The organism is Frankia sp. R43 (assembly GCF_001306465.1).
In the GTDB taxonomy this organism is placed as follows: domain Bacteria; phylum Actinomycetota; class Actinomycetes; order Frankiales; family Frankiaceae; genus Parafrankia; species Parafrankia irregularis.
The window spans coordinates 1,392,771-1,408,527 of the sequence record NZ_LFCW01000002.1 but is presented as its reverse complement, the minus strand read 5'-3'; the positions used below and the strand labels follow the sequence as shown (position 1 = coordinate 1,408,527).

General features: G+C 70.2%; 13 protein-coding genes and 1 pseudogene. 4 read left to right on the top strand and 10 right to left on the bottom strand.

Annotated features, from left to right (window positions below):
* Window positions 1-153 precede the first annotated feature (153 nt).
* From ACG83_RS13680 to ACG83_RS13660, 6 genes and pseudogenes are all read right to left on the bottom strand, one after another.
* Window positions 154-696, bottom strand: coding sequence for a DUF4333 domain-containing protein (locus ACG83_RS13680; protein WP_235497869.1), 543 nt, complete (start codon window positions 694-696; stop codon window positions 154-156).
* Window positions 697-1,432: 736 nt separating this feature from the next.
* A pseudogene (locus ACG83_RS47935) lies at window positions 1,433-1,666 on the bottom strand (WD40 repeat domain-containing protein); the annotation flags it as partial.
* A gap of 162 nt (window positions 1,667-1,828) precedes the next feature.
* Window positions 1,829-2,314 carry a nuclear transport factor 2 family protein gene (locus ACG83_RS13675; RefSeq protein ID WP_235497868.1) on the bottom strand — a complete coding sequence of 162 codons (486 nt, stop codon included), beginning with the start codon at window positions 2,312-2,314 and terminating at the stop codon, window positions 1,829-1,831.
* On the bottom strand, window positions 2,304-2,981 hold the full coding sequence (locus tag ACG83_RS13670; protein WP_083473197.1) for an NAD(P)H-binding protein: 678 nt from the start codon (window positions 2,979-2,981) through the stop codon (window positions 2,304-2,306). Before ACG83_RS13670 ends, ACG83_RS13675 begins: the two co-directional genes overlap by 11 nt.
* A 76-nt stretch (window positions 2,982-3,057) precedes the next feature.
* Window positions 3,058-3,783, bottom strand: a complete 726-nt coding sequence (locus ACG83_RS13665; protein ID WP_054566461.1) for a hypothetical protein — start codon at window positions 3,781-3,783, stop codon at window positions 3,058-3,060.
* 495 nt (window positions 3,784-4,278) lie between these two features.
* Window positions 4,279-5,067: a neutral zinc metallopeptidase gene (locus ACG83_RS13660; protein ID WP_054566460.1), complete on the bottom strand. Its 789-nt coding sequence runs from the start codon at window positions 5,065-5,067 to the stop codon at window positions 4,279-4,281.
* A gap of 228 nt (window positions 5,068-5,295) precedes the next feature.
* Between ACG83_RS13660 and ACG83_RS13655 the strand changes: the two genes are divergently transcribed.
* Both ACG83_RS13655 and ACG83_RS46645 read left to right on the top strand, forming a co-directional pair.
* Complete coding sequence (locus tag ACG83_RS13655; protein ID WP_054566459.1) at window positions 5,296-5,868, top strand: DUF6624 domain-containing protein; 573 nt, start codon at window positions 5,296-5,298, stop codon at window positions 5,866-5,868.
* A gap of 159 nt (window positions 5,869-6,027) precedes the next feature.
* Window positions 6,028-7,728 carry a toll/interleukin-1 receptor domain-containing protein gene (locus ACG83_RS46645; RefSeq protein ID WP_076833906.1) on the top strand — a complete coding sequence of 567 codons (1,701 nt, stop codon included), beginning with the start codon at window positions 6,028-6,030 and terminating at the stop codon, window positions 7,726-7,728.
* Between the two features lie 623 nt (window positions 7,729-8,351).
* Here the strand turns inward: ACG83_RS46645 and ACG83_RS13650 are convergent.
* The 3 genes from ACG83_RS13650 to ACG83_RS47930 form a co-directional block, all read right to left on the bottom strand.
* A complete protein-coding gene (locus tag ACG83_RS13650; protein WP_054566632.1) occupies window positions 8,352-10,628 on the bottom strand; it encodes a WD40 repeat domain-containing serine/threonine protein kinase in 2,277 nt (758 codons plus the stop codon).
* A 222-nt stretch (window positions 10,629-10,850) separates the two neighbouring features.
* A complete protein-coding gene (locus ACG83_RS13645) occupies window positions 10,851-12,578 on the bottom strand; it encodes an amidohydrolase (protein ID WP_054566458.1) in 1,728 nt (575 codons plus the stop codon).
* Window positions 12,579-12,706: 128 nt separating this feature from the next.
* A complete protein-coding gene (locus ACG83_RS47930; RefSeq protein ID WP_063793049.1) occupies window positions 12,707-13,693 on the bottom strand; it encodes a TIGR03668 family PPOX class F420-dependent oxidoreductase in 987 nt (328 codons plus the stop codon).
* 116 nt (window positions 13,694-13,809) lie between these two features.
* On the opposite strand from ACG83_RS47930, the gene ACG83_RS46005 reads away from it, so the two are divergent.
* Window positions 13,810-14,538: a hypothetical protein gene (locus tag ACG83_RS46005; RefSeq protein WP_200931313.1), complete on the top strand. Its 729-nt coding sequence runs from the start codon at window positions 13,810-13,812 to the stop codon at window positions 14,536-14,538.
* Between the two features lie 10 nt (window positions 14,539-14,548).
* On the opposite strand, the gene ACG83_RS13630 is transcribed toward ACG83_RS46005, so the two are convergent.
* Window positions 14,549-15,004, bottom strand: coding sequence for an SRPBCC family protein (locus ACG83_RS13630; protein ID WP_054566457.1), 456 nt, complete (start codon window positions 15,002-15,004; stop codon window positions 14,549-14,551).
* Between the two features lie 95 nt (window positions 15,005-15,099).
* On the opposite strand from ACG83_RS13630, the gene ACG83_RS13625 reads away from it, so the two are divergent.
* Window positions 15,100-15,714 (top strand): TetR family transcriptional regulator, encoded by a 615-nt coding sequence (locus ACG83_RS13625; protein WP_054566456.1) that lies wholly within the window; start codon window positions 15,100-15,102, stop codon window positions 15,712-15,714.
* Window positions 15,715-15,757 lie beyond the last annotated feature (43 nt).

The window sequence follows — 15,757 nt, the reverse complement described above, 5'->3', positions numbered from 1 at the left end:
GCACAGGCCGACGCCGTCCGCAAGCAAGTTCGCGCGTTGTTACGCACCCGGACATCACCCGCGGACAGCATCGACGAATGAGCCCGAGCCGCCCGGACGAAGGTCAATCCGACCGGAAAACCGTCGCTGACCTGGGCGAAGTGCGGTAGGCGATCACATGAGAATCCAGGTGTAGCCACCGCTGTCGTCCGCCATGGTGACCACCGCGACGGCGACCAGATCGTCGCCTCTGACCGCGCAGTGGAAGCTCGAGCCGGCCGACAGACGCGGGTCCTCCGGGCACGACACGATCACCGGGATCCCGGTCTGTCTTTCCACCTCCGCCGCGACGTCCTGCTGGACCCGGTCCCGGTCGAACACGGCAGTCGACGACCACACGCTCCTCGTCAGCGGCATGGCGAGGGCAGCGCTCAGGAGCGTCAGCACGACGCACAGGCCGAGGGCGGCCCAGGTCGTCCGGGGTGCGGGCCGCCGACGGAGCGCGCGGGCCAACAGATACGCCCAGGGCGCGATCAACGCCCAGGCCCAGTGCGCCGGATCCTCCCCGAGCACCCGCAGGAGCCGGCGGTCGATGACCGCGACCAGCACGCCACAGCCCCAGCCGACGAGAAGTCCCAGCGATACCGCGGTGGCGATGCCGAGGCCCGGGAACATCACGCCGACGACCACGGCGGCGACCAGCCCGACGAGCGGCACCGAGGCCGCAACCCAGGCGGTGGCCTCGGCTCTGGAATCGCCCGACGTTCCCCCGGGTGACAGCGCGGCCGGTCCGCGGTGCGTCCGCGCAGACGCCGGCGGCGGGGGCTGCCAGACCTGTCCGGGCCCGGTGAACCCAGACGGCGCGGGCCCTGGCATCACCGGGCCCGTTGGCTCCGGCCATGGTGCTGCGGGGCCCGGCCGAGACGGAGACGGTGACGGAGACGGAGACGGAGACGGAGACGGAGTCGGCGGAGCAAAGGGCGACGCGGGCGGGTGAGGAGGCGGAGGCCACGGCCCCGGTGGACCACCCGGGTTCTCCAGGCCATCGGACATGATGAACAACATCTCCTTCGAGGAAATCGGCCCGGTGGCCGGCTCGCAACCCGGCGACGCCGCCGCGGCCAGTCATCTTCCCGCATCCACAGCGGGCTCTTTTCGCTGACCCGGACAACCGTGCGCCCGTCCGAGGCGAACGCCACCACCATCGCCTCGTCGTGACGGCCGCCGGTACGATCATGGCCGAGCGGGCGCGGGGTAATCCGGATGGAAACATCCCACAACTGCACCGCGATATCCCCTGTGGCTCCTCGCAGAAATGTTCGCCGTCCGGCGAGAAGAGCATCGCGCCCACACAGCCCTCACGACTGCGACCGTCGCCCGGTTGGTGCAACAGGGGTTTACCAGGCCGGCACGGCTCACTTCGAACACAGATTCCACAGCCCACCGCGCCATCCCAACCGGCGCTGGCCAGAGTGCGACCATCCAACGAGAACGCCACCGAGAACACCTCGTCCGTGTGGTCCGTAAAGGAGCGGTTCAGCTGCCGAGCCTCGGTCCCGTCCAGCACGTCCCACAACCGCGACCGCAGACGACCATCACCGCAGGCGAAAGCACACAGGCGCCCATCCGGCGCGAACGCCGCCGGCTCGGAACAGCTGTCGCTGGCCAGGTAGAAACCGCTCGGCATCCGAACCTCCGCCGAAACAGACCGCGATGCGGAGTACATGAGCCGACATACATGAGCCTGTCTGCCGATCATCTACCGATCTCTCATAAGCAGGTCATGCAGTCGATGCGTTCCGGACTGACGACGAATATCCGACCGCCAGGCAGGCCCAGAGAAGTACCCTCAGACCCGCCGCAGCTTGTCCGGGTTGCGAACCGTGTCGATGCGGGCAATGCGACCGTCGCCGACGACGAACGACAACACCGCGCGATAGCCGTCATCGCTGGGGAGCATCAGCCCTAGCTGGCCGTTCATCGTGATCTCGACCGGCTGGTGCGGGGACTCCCGGCCGAGCGCCGCCCACACCCGCGCGACCCGCTCCCGGCCGTGCAGCGGCTTGCGTAGCGCCGTCGCACGCCCGCCACCGTCCGAGGTCCAGACGACCTCCGGGTCCAGCACGGAGACGAGGCTCTCGAGGTCGCCTTCGCCGACCGCCTGCGCGAACGCCCGCACAGCGCGGTCGTGCTCGGCGGGCGACGCGGCGAAACGCGGCTGTTCGCGCCGGACATGGCGGCGCGCACGCGAGGCGAGCTGCCGCACCGCCTCCGGTGTGCGCCCAACCACCTCGGCGACCTGACCGAACGGGACGTCGAACACGTCATGCAGCACGAACGCGGTGCGCTCCGCGGGCGAGAGCTGCTCCAGCACGGTCAGCAGGGCGTAGCTGACCGACTCGTCGAGCGAGACCCGGTCGGCCGGGTCGGCCGCCGACCCTCGTGGTTGCGGCGTTCCCAGCGGCTCCGGCAGCCACGGGCCGACGTAGGTCTCGCGGCGTGCGCGAGCGGAGCACGACGGTGTCGCCTTCGAAGAACTCACATGCGTTGCGCTCGGCCGTCAGCGCGGACGTCGTCGGGCCACCACCGGCGACCGGCGCGTCCTCGTCGAGCCACCCGTCGCCGCCGTCGGCGTACACGAACGAGATCGACTCCTGCACCAGCCTGCGCGCCCCGGCGCCCTGGGCGGCGCGGGCGGTCGCCTCCGACGCCACGACACGCAGCCGATCGTTCTCCTCCCAGGCGGTCGGATCGGCCATGCGTTCAACGCCGGGAATGTGGGTCAGCAGGTTGACGACGACGTCCGCCCCGTCGAACGCACGGCGCAGCGACGCCTCGTCGAACACGTCCGCCTCGACGGCCCGCGCCCCGACGCGCTCAAGCCGCTCCCGACCGCGGGCGGAACGGGTCACCCCCCGGACCTGGTAGCCGGCGGTGAGCAGCTCACGGACGAGCCGCCGCCCGATGACACCCGTGGATCCGTTGATCACAATCTCATCCATGCTGACCTGACGACGCAGACCGCGTGATCGTGACATTCGGAGTCGGCCTGGGCGGGCACCGGGCGGCGGCTGAGGCTCAGCTGGTGCAGCCGTAACCGTCGCCGTCGCGGTCAAGGTCGAACGGGTCGGGCGGGGTGACGCGCAGCGGGCCACGGACGTAGTTCGGGCCGTCGCCCTTGCCGCCCGCGCAGTCGTAGTCGCCGATGCCGCTGCGTAGGCAGGTTTCCGGGTAGGACGACTCGCACCCGGCACGCGGGTCCGGTGCGGGGGCCGCGGCCGGAGGCGGCGCGGCCTGTGGCGGCGCGGCAGCGGCTGTCGGCTGCTGGACGACCGCCGCTGGCTGCTGCGGCGCGGCAGCCGGTGCAGGCTGGACCGCAGCCGCCGCGGTCGAGGTGGTCGGCGGCGACGCCGGCGACACCGACCTGTCGGAGGGCCTCCCGGCCGCCGTGCTCGCGGGCGCCTGCGGCACGAACGTCGCCGACGCGACGGCTGCCGTCGGGCTGACCGACGTGGCTGTCGCCGTGAGGGTGCCACCGGCGCTCGGGGACGTCGTGGCGGGCGGGCTGGGCCGCCCCACTACCGCGGAGGCCGCGACCACAGCTCCGTCACTCTCGTCCGCCTCCTCGGTGGGCATCAGGGCAGCACTCACCAGGAAGACGAGCAGGGCGACGGCCGTCACGCCCGCGGCCGTCCGGCGGTCACGGATCCGCGCCCAGGCGAGTCCCCGCCGGGCGAACGCGATCAGGCCCACCACGAAGCCGATCAGGGCGAAGAACACCAGGAACGCGAGAAGCGTCGTCACAGCTCGGCCTCACTTCCGCGGCGAGCGGGCCGGCCGCGACGGACCAGCGTACTCATGCGGAGGACACCGCCATCGGGCGTGCCTCGTTTCCCTGCGAGAAGGCCTCGGCACCCGCACGCCGCCAGACCGCATGTCGTTGTCAATTTCTGTTTCCCCCGTACGCTCATTCAAATAAGAGCGGGTCAGGGTATCCCCCGGGCTCAGGCAGCGCCGATCCAGGGGGCGTCTGCCACCGTGGCGGGCCCGGCATCACGCCGCCAGCCCCATCACCCAGGTGACCGGGGCAGATCACTGTGAACTCGACGGCGCGGGCGGTGGGGAACTCGGCCGGCACGTAGTGCCGTGGCCGAGGGCACCCCCGACGCCGTCGATGTATCGGAGCAGGAGCTGGCACGCCAGATCATTGACGCCGAACAGCTGCGCAGGGCCACCGAGGCCGCCACGGGCTGAACCAGCCAGGAACTCGCCATGCTCCACCCGTCAGGCCGTCAACGGTCAGAAAAGCACGCTGCCGGTGGGTGATTCACCGAGGCGGAAGCAGGTGTCGTTGTCGCGTAGATAGCCGAAGGTGAACGCCTGGGCGCGCTGGCGGGACGTGCCGTGGGCGCCCTCCGAAGTGGCGGTCTCGCGGTCGAACCAGCCGCGGTCACGGTTGTCACCGAGGCCGAAGAACAGCAGGACGCCGGAGACGGCATCGCCGAGGTCGAGCCGGTCGGCGTCAGCGGCCGTGCGGGCCTGGCCGCCGGCAAGGCAGTCGGCCTGGTTCTCCTCCGCGCGGGAAACCACTCCGGTGCGGCCGGAGAGAGTGGCAGCCCGGTGAGCCAGCTCGTGCATGAGCACATACATCGGGTAGGACGGACCACCGGTGTCGTGCAGCTCGGTCATGAAGTCGACGCTGTACGCGATGGTGTCGTCGAGTGGGCAGTACAGGGCGTTGTCGGCGAACGCGGCCGGGTCGGATTCGCCCTGCGCGCAGGCGATCGGTGGGATCTCCCCGTCTCGGTAGGAGATGTAGCGCGGTGGGGTCCACTTCTCGCCCAACTCGCCGGCCCAGTAGGTGTTCACCGCGCCGGGGCAGCCCGCGGGCTCGACGATGATCGCCTCGACGTCCTGCACCGTTTCGACGGCGCCTCCGCAGCTTCCGGCGGGAAGTGCCTGCTGGCCGGCGGACGCCGCGATGCCGTCCGAGTCGGATGTCGAGTCCAGCCCGGCGCAGCCCGTGAGCAGTCCGCTCCCTAGCACGGTGGCGACAGCGCCTGCCAGAAACGTGTGCCTGATCCCCATAGCGTTCACCGTAGAGATCCTGGTGGTCAGATCGCCCGGTCCGTCGGAACACGGACAGAGCGGACCGCCGGGGCGTGCGCTTGCGGGCTCAGCAGCAGCTTCGCGGCTCGGCGCCCTCGATCCGACCGTGTCAGGCCGCGGCGAGTGCGACGCGGCAGGCGGCAGCCAGCCCGGCCGTTCGCAGTCGATGGGGCCGCCGCCGCCTCCCGCCTCGCCCACAATGAGCACATGCGGGAGGATCTTCGGGAGGAACTGGCACGGCGGACGGAGGCCGACCAGCAAGTGCGGAACGCCTGGCTGGCCATCACTTCAACCCGGCACAGCGACCCCGCCGGCCGGGACGGCGCAGCCGGCACCGACGCAGCCGATCCAGCCGAGCGTGAGGTGCTCGCTGATCGGATGCGAGAGATTGACGCGGACAACACCGCGTGGCTGCGGGCAGTCATCGCCGAGCACGGCTGGCCGGGAGAGACACTGGTCGGGCCGGTCGGAGCGAGCGACGCCTGGCTGATCGCCCAGCACGCCGACCACGACCCCGAATTCCAGGCGGAATGCCTGGAGCTGCTGCGGGCCGCGGTCGTGGCCGGGGACGCATCCACCAGGCACCTCGCCTACCTGACCGATCGGGTGCTCTGCGCCCGCGACGAGCCACAGATCTACGGGACCCAGTTCTGGCGCGGACCACAGGGCACCGACGCCCTCGGCCCTCGTCCCATCGCCGACCCGGAACATCTCGACGCCCGCCGTGCCGCGGCCGGCCTGGAACCCTTCGCCACCTACCTGGCTCACATGACGGCCTAACTACTGCACAGTTCCGCCGGTCCCGTCGACCCGGGGCGTTCCCGCGGTGCTATGCGGGGTGGGACGGTGGGTGCGTCCAGAGCCCGCTCCTGTCGGCGGTCCCGGTTTGGAAGGGGCGGGGCCTACCAGTAGGGAGGTGTCGGTGCCAGGATTGGGGTTGTGCCGGATGCGGGGGCTGCGGGCAGGCCGCAGACGTGGGATTTCTTCATCTCCTACACGGCCGTGGACCGGCAGTGGGCGGAGTGGGTGGCCTGGCAGCTGGAGGACGCCGGCTACCGGGTCCTGATCCAGGCGTGGGACTTCGTGCCGGGTTCGGACTGGATGTCCAGCATGGAGCAGGGAGTGAGGCACGCTGGGCGGATGGTGGCGTTGCTGTCGGCGGCCTACCTACGTTCCGTCTACGGCGGTCAGGAATGGCGGGCCGTACGGGCAGAAGACCCGGAAGGCTTCGCACGCAAGCTACTCCCAGTGCGACTTGAGGACTGTGACCGGCCAGGGCTGCTACGCACCCTGGTCGGATTCGACTTGTTCGGTCTGCCGGCGGAGTCGGCCAGGGTCTACCTGCTCGAACAGATAGGCCATAGTTTGGCTGGCCGGGCCAAGCCTGCCACAGCCCCGGAGTTCCCAGTTCCCCCGCGAACGACGCCACCAGTCGCCGAGTCCGTTTCCCCCCCGTCGCCGCCACGGGTCACCGTGGGGGCATCTCCACTCGGCGCGCTGCGTGACGCTTCCGCGGAACAGGCACCTGCACCCGCCGAACGCCAGGACGCTCGTCAGGCGCTCGACACAGTCGAGCAGACCCGGACGCGACAACGCCAACGGCGTCGCCCCGAGGGCAGCCATGCCGAGACGGGTCATGGCCGGCAGAACCCGCCTGCGGATGACGGTCGGCTGCCAGAGCCGTGGCGGTTCTACCTGGGTGGCACACCGGCACCGGCGGACGCGACGCCGTATCTAGTGGTCACCGGGAACGTCGACCAAGTGGTCGCGCTCGATTCGTCCGGCGGCCAGCCTCGGTGGCGTCGCGACTTCCCCGTGCTCCGCGGATCCGCACCCACGATCAGTGGCGAGAGCGCGCTGGTCGCTGGCGGCGACAGTCGTCTGTGGTCGCTCGACGTCACAACCGGTGAGACACATTGGCAGGCTGATCTCCCGGCGATACCCACTGCGGCACCTACTGTCGCAGGGAAAACCGTGGTCGTCCCTACTGCGGACGGCTGTGTGACGACGCTCGACTTCCATTCCGGCATCCAGCGATGGCGGAAGGAACTCAGCCAGCCAGTACATGGCCCGATAGCAACGGATGGGCGAGCGCTCTACTTCGGCGGGCACGATTGCCACGTCCGAGCGTGGTCCGCCGACGGTGCGGAGCTTTGGGCGTACCGAGCCCGTAAATGGTTTGACGCGCCACCGGAAATCCATGAGGACAGCCTGTTCATCGGTGGCTACGACCACCGGCTGCACCGACTCGACCGGGCTACCGGCAGACTCGATTGGTACTACCCGGCTGGCGGTCAGATCAAAGGAACCCCTACAGTCTTCGGTGAGCTCGTGGTCTTCGGGTCCTACGACGGTGTCGTCTACGCATTGGACAGGAAGAGCGGCGCGTCACGCTGGACCTACGAGGTAGGTAGCGCGATCAAGGCGTCCCCCGTGGTACGAGGAACAGTCGTCTACGTAGGCGCTCGCGACGGCTTTCTGTATGCGCTCGACGCTCGTGACGGCCACTCACTCTGGCGCCACGAAACCGGTGGGGCTGTGAACTCCACCCCCGTTTCGGCCGGATCGCTCCTGGTAATCGGCAGCGACGATGGCTACCTCTATGCGCTGGATGGAGATCCAGGCGGCCCAGCATGCTAACCGTGCCAGTGCGCCGCCAGCCGGACTTGCCCCCTCGCGACGCTCCGTCGCTACTAGGGCCCGGCCAGCGGCACAGTCTGGGTAGCCGTCATGCAAACACACTGCCGCACGCGTTGGCAACCACCGCGAAGGAACACGGCCAGCGTATTTAGCCCGCAGGTGTCCCGACGGCAGCTTCACGGTGTGCCGAGCGCCCACTGTTCCTACGCGGCCACGGCGCCGAAGACGAGGTGGGCCAAATGTGGGGCTATGTCGCCTTCCGGCGTGTCCGGCGGGTTGATCATGCGCTAGCCGAGGACGTCCAGCGCCGGAACGAGGAACCCTTCGTGTCGCCCCACCGGACAGGGAACCTGGCAGCCGCACGAGCCTCACACCGGCGTCCAGAAACTCGACACCTTCCCGGAGGAACCCGCCCTCGACAAGACGGCCCGGCTGACTACACGCGAGTGAGCGCCGCCGGTTCCGCTGAACCGGACGAGGCATTCACTGATCACCGACGAAGACGAATCAGCACAATCTGCTCCCGCAGAGGCCGCCTCCCCTGCCACCGCCTCCGCTCCTACAGTCCGGCGACCTGACGGACCGGGCGGGCGGCCACCACGTTGGCCGCCGAGGTGGCCCGGTCAGTTCAGGCCCCAGAGCCGCACTGTGAAGTCGCCGCTGCCGCTGGCAATCGTCCGTCCATCCGGCGCGAACGCCACCGAGTAGACGTAGCTGGCGTGATTCGTGAGCGGAGACGCCACGGGGACAGGCACACCCGGTTCTGTGACATCCCACAGCCGCACCGTGAAGTCGCCACTGGCGCTGGCGAGGGTTCGCCCATCCGGCGAGAACGCCACCGAGAACACATATTCGGTATGACCGGTGAGTGGTGCCCCGAGCGGCCGGGGCGCACTCACGTCGGTCACATCCCACAGCCGCACCGTCTTGTCGTCGCTGGCACTGGCCAGGACATGCCCGTCCGGCGAGAACGCCACCGACCGCACGGGGTTGGTGTGGCCGGTGAGCGCCGGACCCAGCGAACGAGGCGCGTTCCGGTCGGTGACGTCCCACAGCCGCACCGTGTAGTCGCCGCTGGCGGTGGCGATGGTCCGCCCGTCCGGCGAGAACGCCACCGAGAACACGTAGTCCGTGTGACCGGTCAGCGCGGATTCCAGCAACCGGGGCGCGGCCACGTCGGTCACGTCCCACAGCCGCACCGTGTTGTCGTCGCTGGCGCTGGCGAGAGTCCGCCCGTCCGGCGAGAACGCCACCGCATAGAGCCCTTCGGCATGGCCGGTGAGCGGGGCGCCCAGGGGGCGGGGCGCATCTCGGTCGGAGACGTCCCACAGCCGCACCGTGCTGTCCCAACCGGCGCTGGCCAGAGTGCGCCCGTCCGGCGAGAAATCCACCGAGAACACGTAGCCGGTGTGACCGGTGAGCGGAGAGCCCAGCGGGCGGGGCGCGCTCCGGTCGGTGACGTCCCACAGCCGCACCGTGCTGTCCCAGCTGGCGCTGGCCATGGTGCGGCCATCCGGCGACAACGCCACCGAGGACACGACGTTGGTATGCCCGGTGAGCGCGGAGCTCACCGGGCGGGGGTTGAGGGGGGCGATGGGCCCCGGGTTGGCCGTCGGCCCCTGGGAAGCCGTCGATCGCCTCGACGCCGTGGGCGTCGTCGAGGTGGGTGTGCCGGCCGACGCACCGGAGGCGGTGGAATCTCCGACCGTGAGTGCGGCGGGATCCTTGCCCGAGGGAAGGGTCAGGGCGAGGACGACACCGACGATGGCGAGCAGGGCCGCCGCGGCGGCAGCGGGCAGGCGGAACCGCCGGGGCAGGGATCGACCGGGGCGCCAGGTCCGTGCTTCACGTGTTGCCCCGTCCGAGTCCGGGACCCCGTCCGAGTCTGATGCGCTGTCCGAGTTTGATGCGACGTCCGAGGTGGACGGGTGGGCAGCCCGCTGGGTGGGGAGGTCCGAGGTGCTGTCCGGCTGTGGCTCGACAGCGTCCGGGATATGCGGTGCCAGTACCCGGGTGGCGGGCGCTTCGGCCGCGGCTCGGACAGCGTCGTCAATGCTGAGTCCGATGCCGGCGCGGTCGGACCAGCCCGGGCCGCACACGGCGGCGGCCGCGACGGCCAGGTCCAGGGCGAAGGCGTGCGCCGATGGATGCCTGTCGGCCGGATCCTTCGCCAGGCAGCGCATCACCACCTCGGCGATCGGTTCCGCCACACCCGCCGGCGGGGCGGGCATGACGTTGAGGTGGTGATGGATGAACCCCGCGGCGGGCAGCGCCGGGTCGAAGGGCGGATCGTCCCCCAGCAGCTCGTAGAGCATGATGCCGAGCGCGTAGAGGTCGGTCGCCGCCCCGAGCTGGCCGCCGAGGATCTGCTCCGGAGCCATGTAGCGAGGGGTGCCGCTCACCGCGCTCGCGGTGGTCACCGTCCCCTGCGCGATCTTGGCGATGCCGAAGTCGGCCACCTTGGGCCGGCCGGCCGCGTCGAAGAGAACGTTCGACGGCTTGATGTCGCGGTGCAGCACCCCACGCCCATGGGCGTAGGACAGGGCGGACGCCACCGCCAGCCCCACCGCGCAGCCCGCCTCGACCGTCATGTCGTATTCGCGGGTGGTCAGCGGGCCACCGGCCAGCAGCTCCATCACCAGCAGATGAAGATCACCAACGGTGAGGGCGTCATAGACCCGGATGATGTGTGGATGATCCAACGAGGCCAGCACCCGGGCCTCGCTCCAGCTACGCCCGGCGACGCCGCCCTGGTCCGCGGGCAGAATCTTGATCGCCACCTCGCGGCCCAGCTCGCGATGCCGCCCGGCCAGCACCAGCCCGAACGCACCCCGCCCCAGCCGGCCCCCGATCTCGTATCCCGGTAACGCCGCCGCGATCTGGGCCTTGTCCTCAATCACGAGGCGGCCCCGGCCCCGGCCTCGCATCGAGGAAAACTGCCCTCGTACGCCACTCCGCCCCCCAAGGACCGTCACGCAACGCGTCCGATCCTAGCGGGCCTCGGCACAATCCCGATCACATCCGACCGATGGCCACAGACTGCTGCGCTGGGATCCCGACCCGCGGCGGCATCGTCACGGCCCGACAGAACGCCGGCGCACCACCAGCTTTCGGTGGGCGGATCAGTCCGGGGCGTTCCCGTCGCGGTGGCTGTCGTAGACGGTGGTCCCGGCTTTGATGGTCTCCTCCACCGTGAGGTCCCGGATGGTCTCCGCGGGCACCGTGAGGGGATTGCGGTCGAGGATGACGAGGTCGGCCACCTTGCCTACCTCGATGCTGCCTTTGGTGTCCCGTTCGAAGTACTGGTGGGCGGCGTTGATGGTGATCGCCTTCACCGCGTCGAGGGCGGACACGCGCTGGTGGGCGCCGAGGGTGTGGTTCGAGCGGGTGACCCTGGTGACCTGGCTGGCCAGGATCGCGATCGAGTTCGGCAGCGCGACCGGTGCGTCGTGGTGGCTGGTGTAGAGCAACTGACGGTCCAGCGCCCACCTGGCCGGGGAGATGTTCTCCGCGCGTTCCTCGCCGAGCACGGTGCTGCGGTACCAGTCGCCCCAGTAGTAGGTGTGCATGGAGAAGAAGGACGGGATGATCCCGAGCTCCGCGAACGCGTCGAGCTGGTCCGCCCGGGCGGTCTGGGAGTGGATCGCGACCGTCCTGCGGTCGGCGGGTCCCAGAGCCGCGGTGGCATTCCGTATGGCGGCGATGAACTGGTCGATGGCCGCGTCCCCGTTGACGTGCGCGAGGACCTGCCAGCCCCGCTCGAAACCGGCCCGCACCTGCCGTTCGGCCACGTCGTCGGTGATGACGGGGTAGCCGGCGTAGTCGGCGCCGGTGCCGGGCGGTGGAGTGAGGTAGGGCCGGGTCAGCCAGGCGGTGCGGCCCTGCGGCGAACCGTCCAGGAACATCTTGATTCCCGCTGCCCGCAGGCCGGCACTGTATTCCTGGGCTTCCTGGAGCCGATCCGGATCCTGCACGGCTTCGTCCGCCTTGACGTACACGACCAGGTCGATGGGGAGCCCGGCGGGGAACTCCGTCGCGGCCTTGCGCATAGCGGCCAGCTGGTCGAGCGTGGCGGCCCCCTCCTGCACGGTGGTGAAACCGAAACTCGCGGCCTTCCGTAGCCCCCTGGGCAGGAACTGGGCCTGGTCGTCGGCGTGCATGCCCGCGATCGCCCTGGCCGCGGCCGGGTTGAACGCGTTCTCCTCCAGAACACCGTCGGGTGTCCCGTACTGCGGCGCCGTGTCCTGGCGCCGGATCACCCCGCCGGCCGGGTTCGGTGTGCCGGCGCCGTATCCGAGAAGCTCAAGCCCACGGCTGTTGACCGCGCCCAGATGGAACGACTGATGAATGGCGAGGACCGGCCGGTCGGTGGACACCAGGTCCAGCTCGTCACGGGTCGGATGCCGCGTCTCGGCGAGCATCGAGTCGTCGTAGCCGAAACCGATGATCCATTCGGAGCGCCGGCCCACCTCGCTCACCGCGAACTCCGCCAGCGCCTCCCGTAGTGACGCGATGGTGGTGACATTCCCGTCGGGTTCGGCGAGCAGGTTGGCGACGGACGCCTGGAAACCGGTACCGGTCAGGTGACCGTGTGCGTCGATGAAGCCCGGCAGCAACGCCCGGCCGCGAAGATCGCGCAGCTGGGTATCCGCGCCCCGCCAGTCCGCCAGCGCCCGGGAGCGGTCGCCGACGAACACGATCCGGCCCGCCTTCACCACCACCGCCTCCGGTGAACCCGCGTTCACCGGGGTGTCCGTGACGGTGACGATCGGCCCGCCGAAGAAGATGACGTCCGCGTGGCCGGGCACCACACCAGGTGCCGCACGGCCCGCCGCCGTTTTGACCGCCACAGGCCCACCCTTCACAACGCTGACGCGACGCGACTTCCCGCATGCTCTCAGTCGCAGGGCGGGACCGCGACCTCACCGCATCGGCGGAACCGACATGTCCGAAGAACGCGTGCGATGCACCGTCGGGGTCACTCCGGGTGAAGGTGCGCGTGGGCTCTGGCTCGGGCTGTCTCGACCGCTCGGGTGACGGCCTCCGCCGGGTCGTCGACGATGACGACCGCGTCAAGTCGCCTTCCGCCGGTGGAAACAGGGGCGCAGTCGAGGCCGAAGGCCGGCACGCCGTTCTTCTTCGCCAGCAGGATCTCGATGACCGTGCCCGCGTTGCTGCCGATCACCACGAGGGCGTCGGACGATTCCACGACCATCTCGTTCCGCTTCTCGCCGACGCCGCTGCAGATCACCGCACCGAGGTACCGGTTGGCGGCGGCCCGGTCGTGGCCGGGCAGAATGCCGACGCAGAGGCCGCCTGCCTCCTGGACGCCGAGCGCGACGCCCTCCATGACACCTCCGCGGCCGCCGCAGACCACCCGCGCGCCGGTGTGCGCCAACAGATTTCCCACCTGGCGCGCAAGCTGGTACTGGGCCGGCGTCGCCTCGCCGGCTCCGGGGCCGATGACCCCTATCTGAACCTGGGCGGGGCGGTCTGGAACGGCATCCGTCGGAGCGGCCGGATCCGCGGCGCGGCTCACCCCTCGGTCGGCGTACGCCCATCCCCGCCACCGTTCGACCTGGACGAGGATCACCGGGCCGGCTGGAACGGCGGCCCGGTACTGGTCGTACTTCGCCGTCAGGCACCGGATCGCCGCCGATCTCTCGCCGCCCGGCGTGTCGACGACGCGGGCCTGGCCATCGGCCCGGACCCACCACAGGCCGGGCCAGTTGTCGGTGTACTGATCAACGAGGAGGCTGACCCGCGGGTTGGCGGCGATGTTCGCCAGTCGCCGCAGCGCCGCCGTGCGTTTCGGTTTGTGGTCCACAGCGGTCACGACCTGATCGCCGGCCAGCGCGAAGGTCACCGGAACCAGGTGGGGTGCGCCGTCGGCTCCGACGGTCGCGAGGCGAGCGACCCGCGCCGCCGCGAGCCGGCGGCGGCACTCCTGTTCATTCAGGTCCACTGTTCGCTCAGGTCCACGCGGTGCACGCTAACGATCCGGCCGGCCGACCGCGAGACCTGACGAGACCCATGAAGGCCACTTGCTTCACAGCAAATATCGCAGGATTACCCGGTACGTTGACCGCCATGATCGACGCCTCGACACAATCCGCGCAGACCCGCCCCGCCGGGTCGGCGGAGGATCCGCTGGTCGGCTACCAGGAGATGGCCCAGCGGGCCGGGGTCACCCCGGCCACCCTTCGCAGGTACCGCCGACTGAGACAGCTGCCGGCCCCCGACGACGCCTCGGTGCCCAGCCAGCCACGATGGCGCCGCAGCACCTTCGAGAGCTGGCTCGCGACCAGGCCCAGCTCCACGCTGCGCACCCGCGCCACGCCACGGCCACCAGGCGACGTCGACGTGGAAGCAAACGTGGAACCAAACCCAAACCCAAACCCGGAGCCGGAGCCGGAACCGGAACCGGAACCGGCCGAACCAAGCACGCCACCCGAGCCGTCCGAGCCGTCCGAGCCGCTGAACGAGACGTACATCGAGATACTTCGCCTGGTTGCCGGTTCAGGCAGCGTCGACACCACCGACCTCCGAGCCGCGTTGTCACCCCCGCCACCGGTCGGGGACGGCCGCAACCGGGCGCATCGGGTCTGGCGGGCCCGGCAGCTGGAGCTCTTCGAGGCCCTTCACGAGCTGGAGATGCGTGGCCTGCTCGACGACACACGCGACCTCAGCACGGGCCAGAACCAGGTTTTCCTGACACCCGCAGGGCGAGCCCTCGCCGCCCGGCTGCAAGACATTCCACGACCAGAACAACAAGAGCTTTACGACTCCTCGGCGTCCTCTCCCGTGTGAACGGCACGCATCAGGCTTCGCTTCGGTCTGCGCCGGTTCGTTCCTCGCAGCGGGTGCGCAGGCCCTGGGCCTCGGTGTCGACGTAGCGGCGCACCAGCCGCCCCATGAGCAGGGCCACCACCGGCGCCAGCGGCCCGCTCTGGCGCAGGCTCAGCCGCACCGTGACCGGGCCGCCGTTCGGGTCGGACGTGATGCGGTGGTCGGCGACGGTGATCATTCCGGTCGCACGGGAGGTCCAGGTGAAGCCCGCGCCCGGGAGCAGATCGGTCACGGTCCACGTCGCCACCGGCAGCCTGGGCTGCTGGATGCGCACCCTTCCGCCTTCGCGTAGCTCGCCGCCCGGGGCGTCGACGGCTTCGACGGCGGTCATCGTCGGAGTCCAGGTGGGCCAGCGCTCGACGTCCCGCATCACGGCCCAGACCTCGTCGGGGGCGGCGTCGATGGTCACCGAGGTCTCGTAGTACATCGGGGATACCTCCTGGAGACGCGATCAAAGGCTCACGGACGGCGACACGCAGCCGCCCGGCTTCTGTACCACGTGGTACATGTACCATCCGGTACATGCCGTCGCAAGGTCCGCCATCGGACAGCCCGCCCGACAGCGCCCGACAGCGCCTGCTGGGGGACGTCATCGCCCACCTCACCGCACACGGAATCGGCGACGTGAGCCTGCGGCAGCTGGCCACCGCGATCGGCACCAGCCACCGCATGCTCATCTACCACTTCGGCTCCCGCGACGGCCTCCTCGTCGAGGTCGTACGTGCGATGGAGGAACAGCAACGCGCCGCGTTCGCCGAGATGCGCCGTGTTCCGGCGACGTCCGCCGCCGAGCTGGGCCGCCGGATGTGGCGACAGCTGCGCCAGCCGGAGCTGGCGCCGTTCGAGCGCCTCTTCTTCGAGATCTACACCCAGGCGCTGCAGGGCCGCGCCTACGCCCAGCCGCTGCTCGACGGAGTCGTCGACGACTGGCTCGGCCCGATGACCGACTTCCTCACCCGCGACGGCCTCGAGCCCACCGCCGCACGTGCCCAGGCCCGCCTCTCACTCGCCGCCACCCGCGGGCTCCTCCTGGACCTCCTCGCCACCGGCGACCAGGAAGGCGTCGACGAGGCCATGGAACACATGCTCACCTTGTTCACCCACCTCACCCGCTCAGGTGACCGGGAGCCTCGCTGATGCCCGGCGGCAACGCGCCCACCCAAGACAACGCGCCCATCCG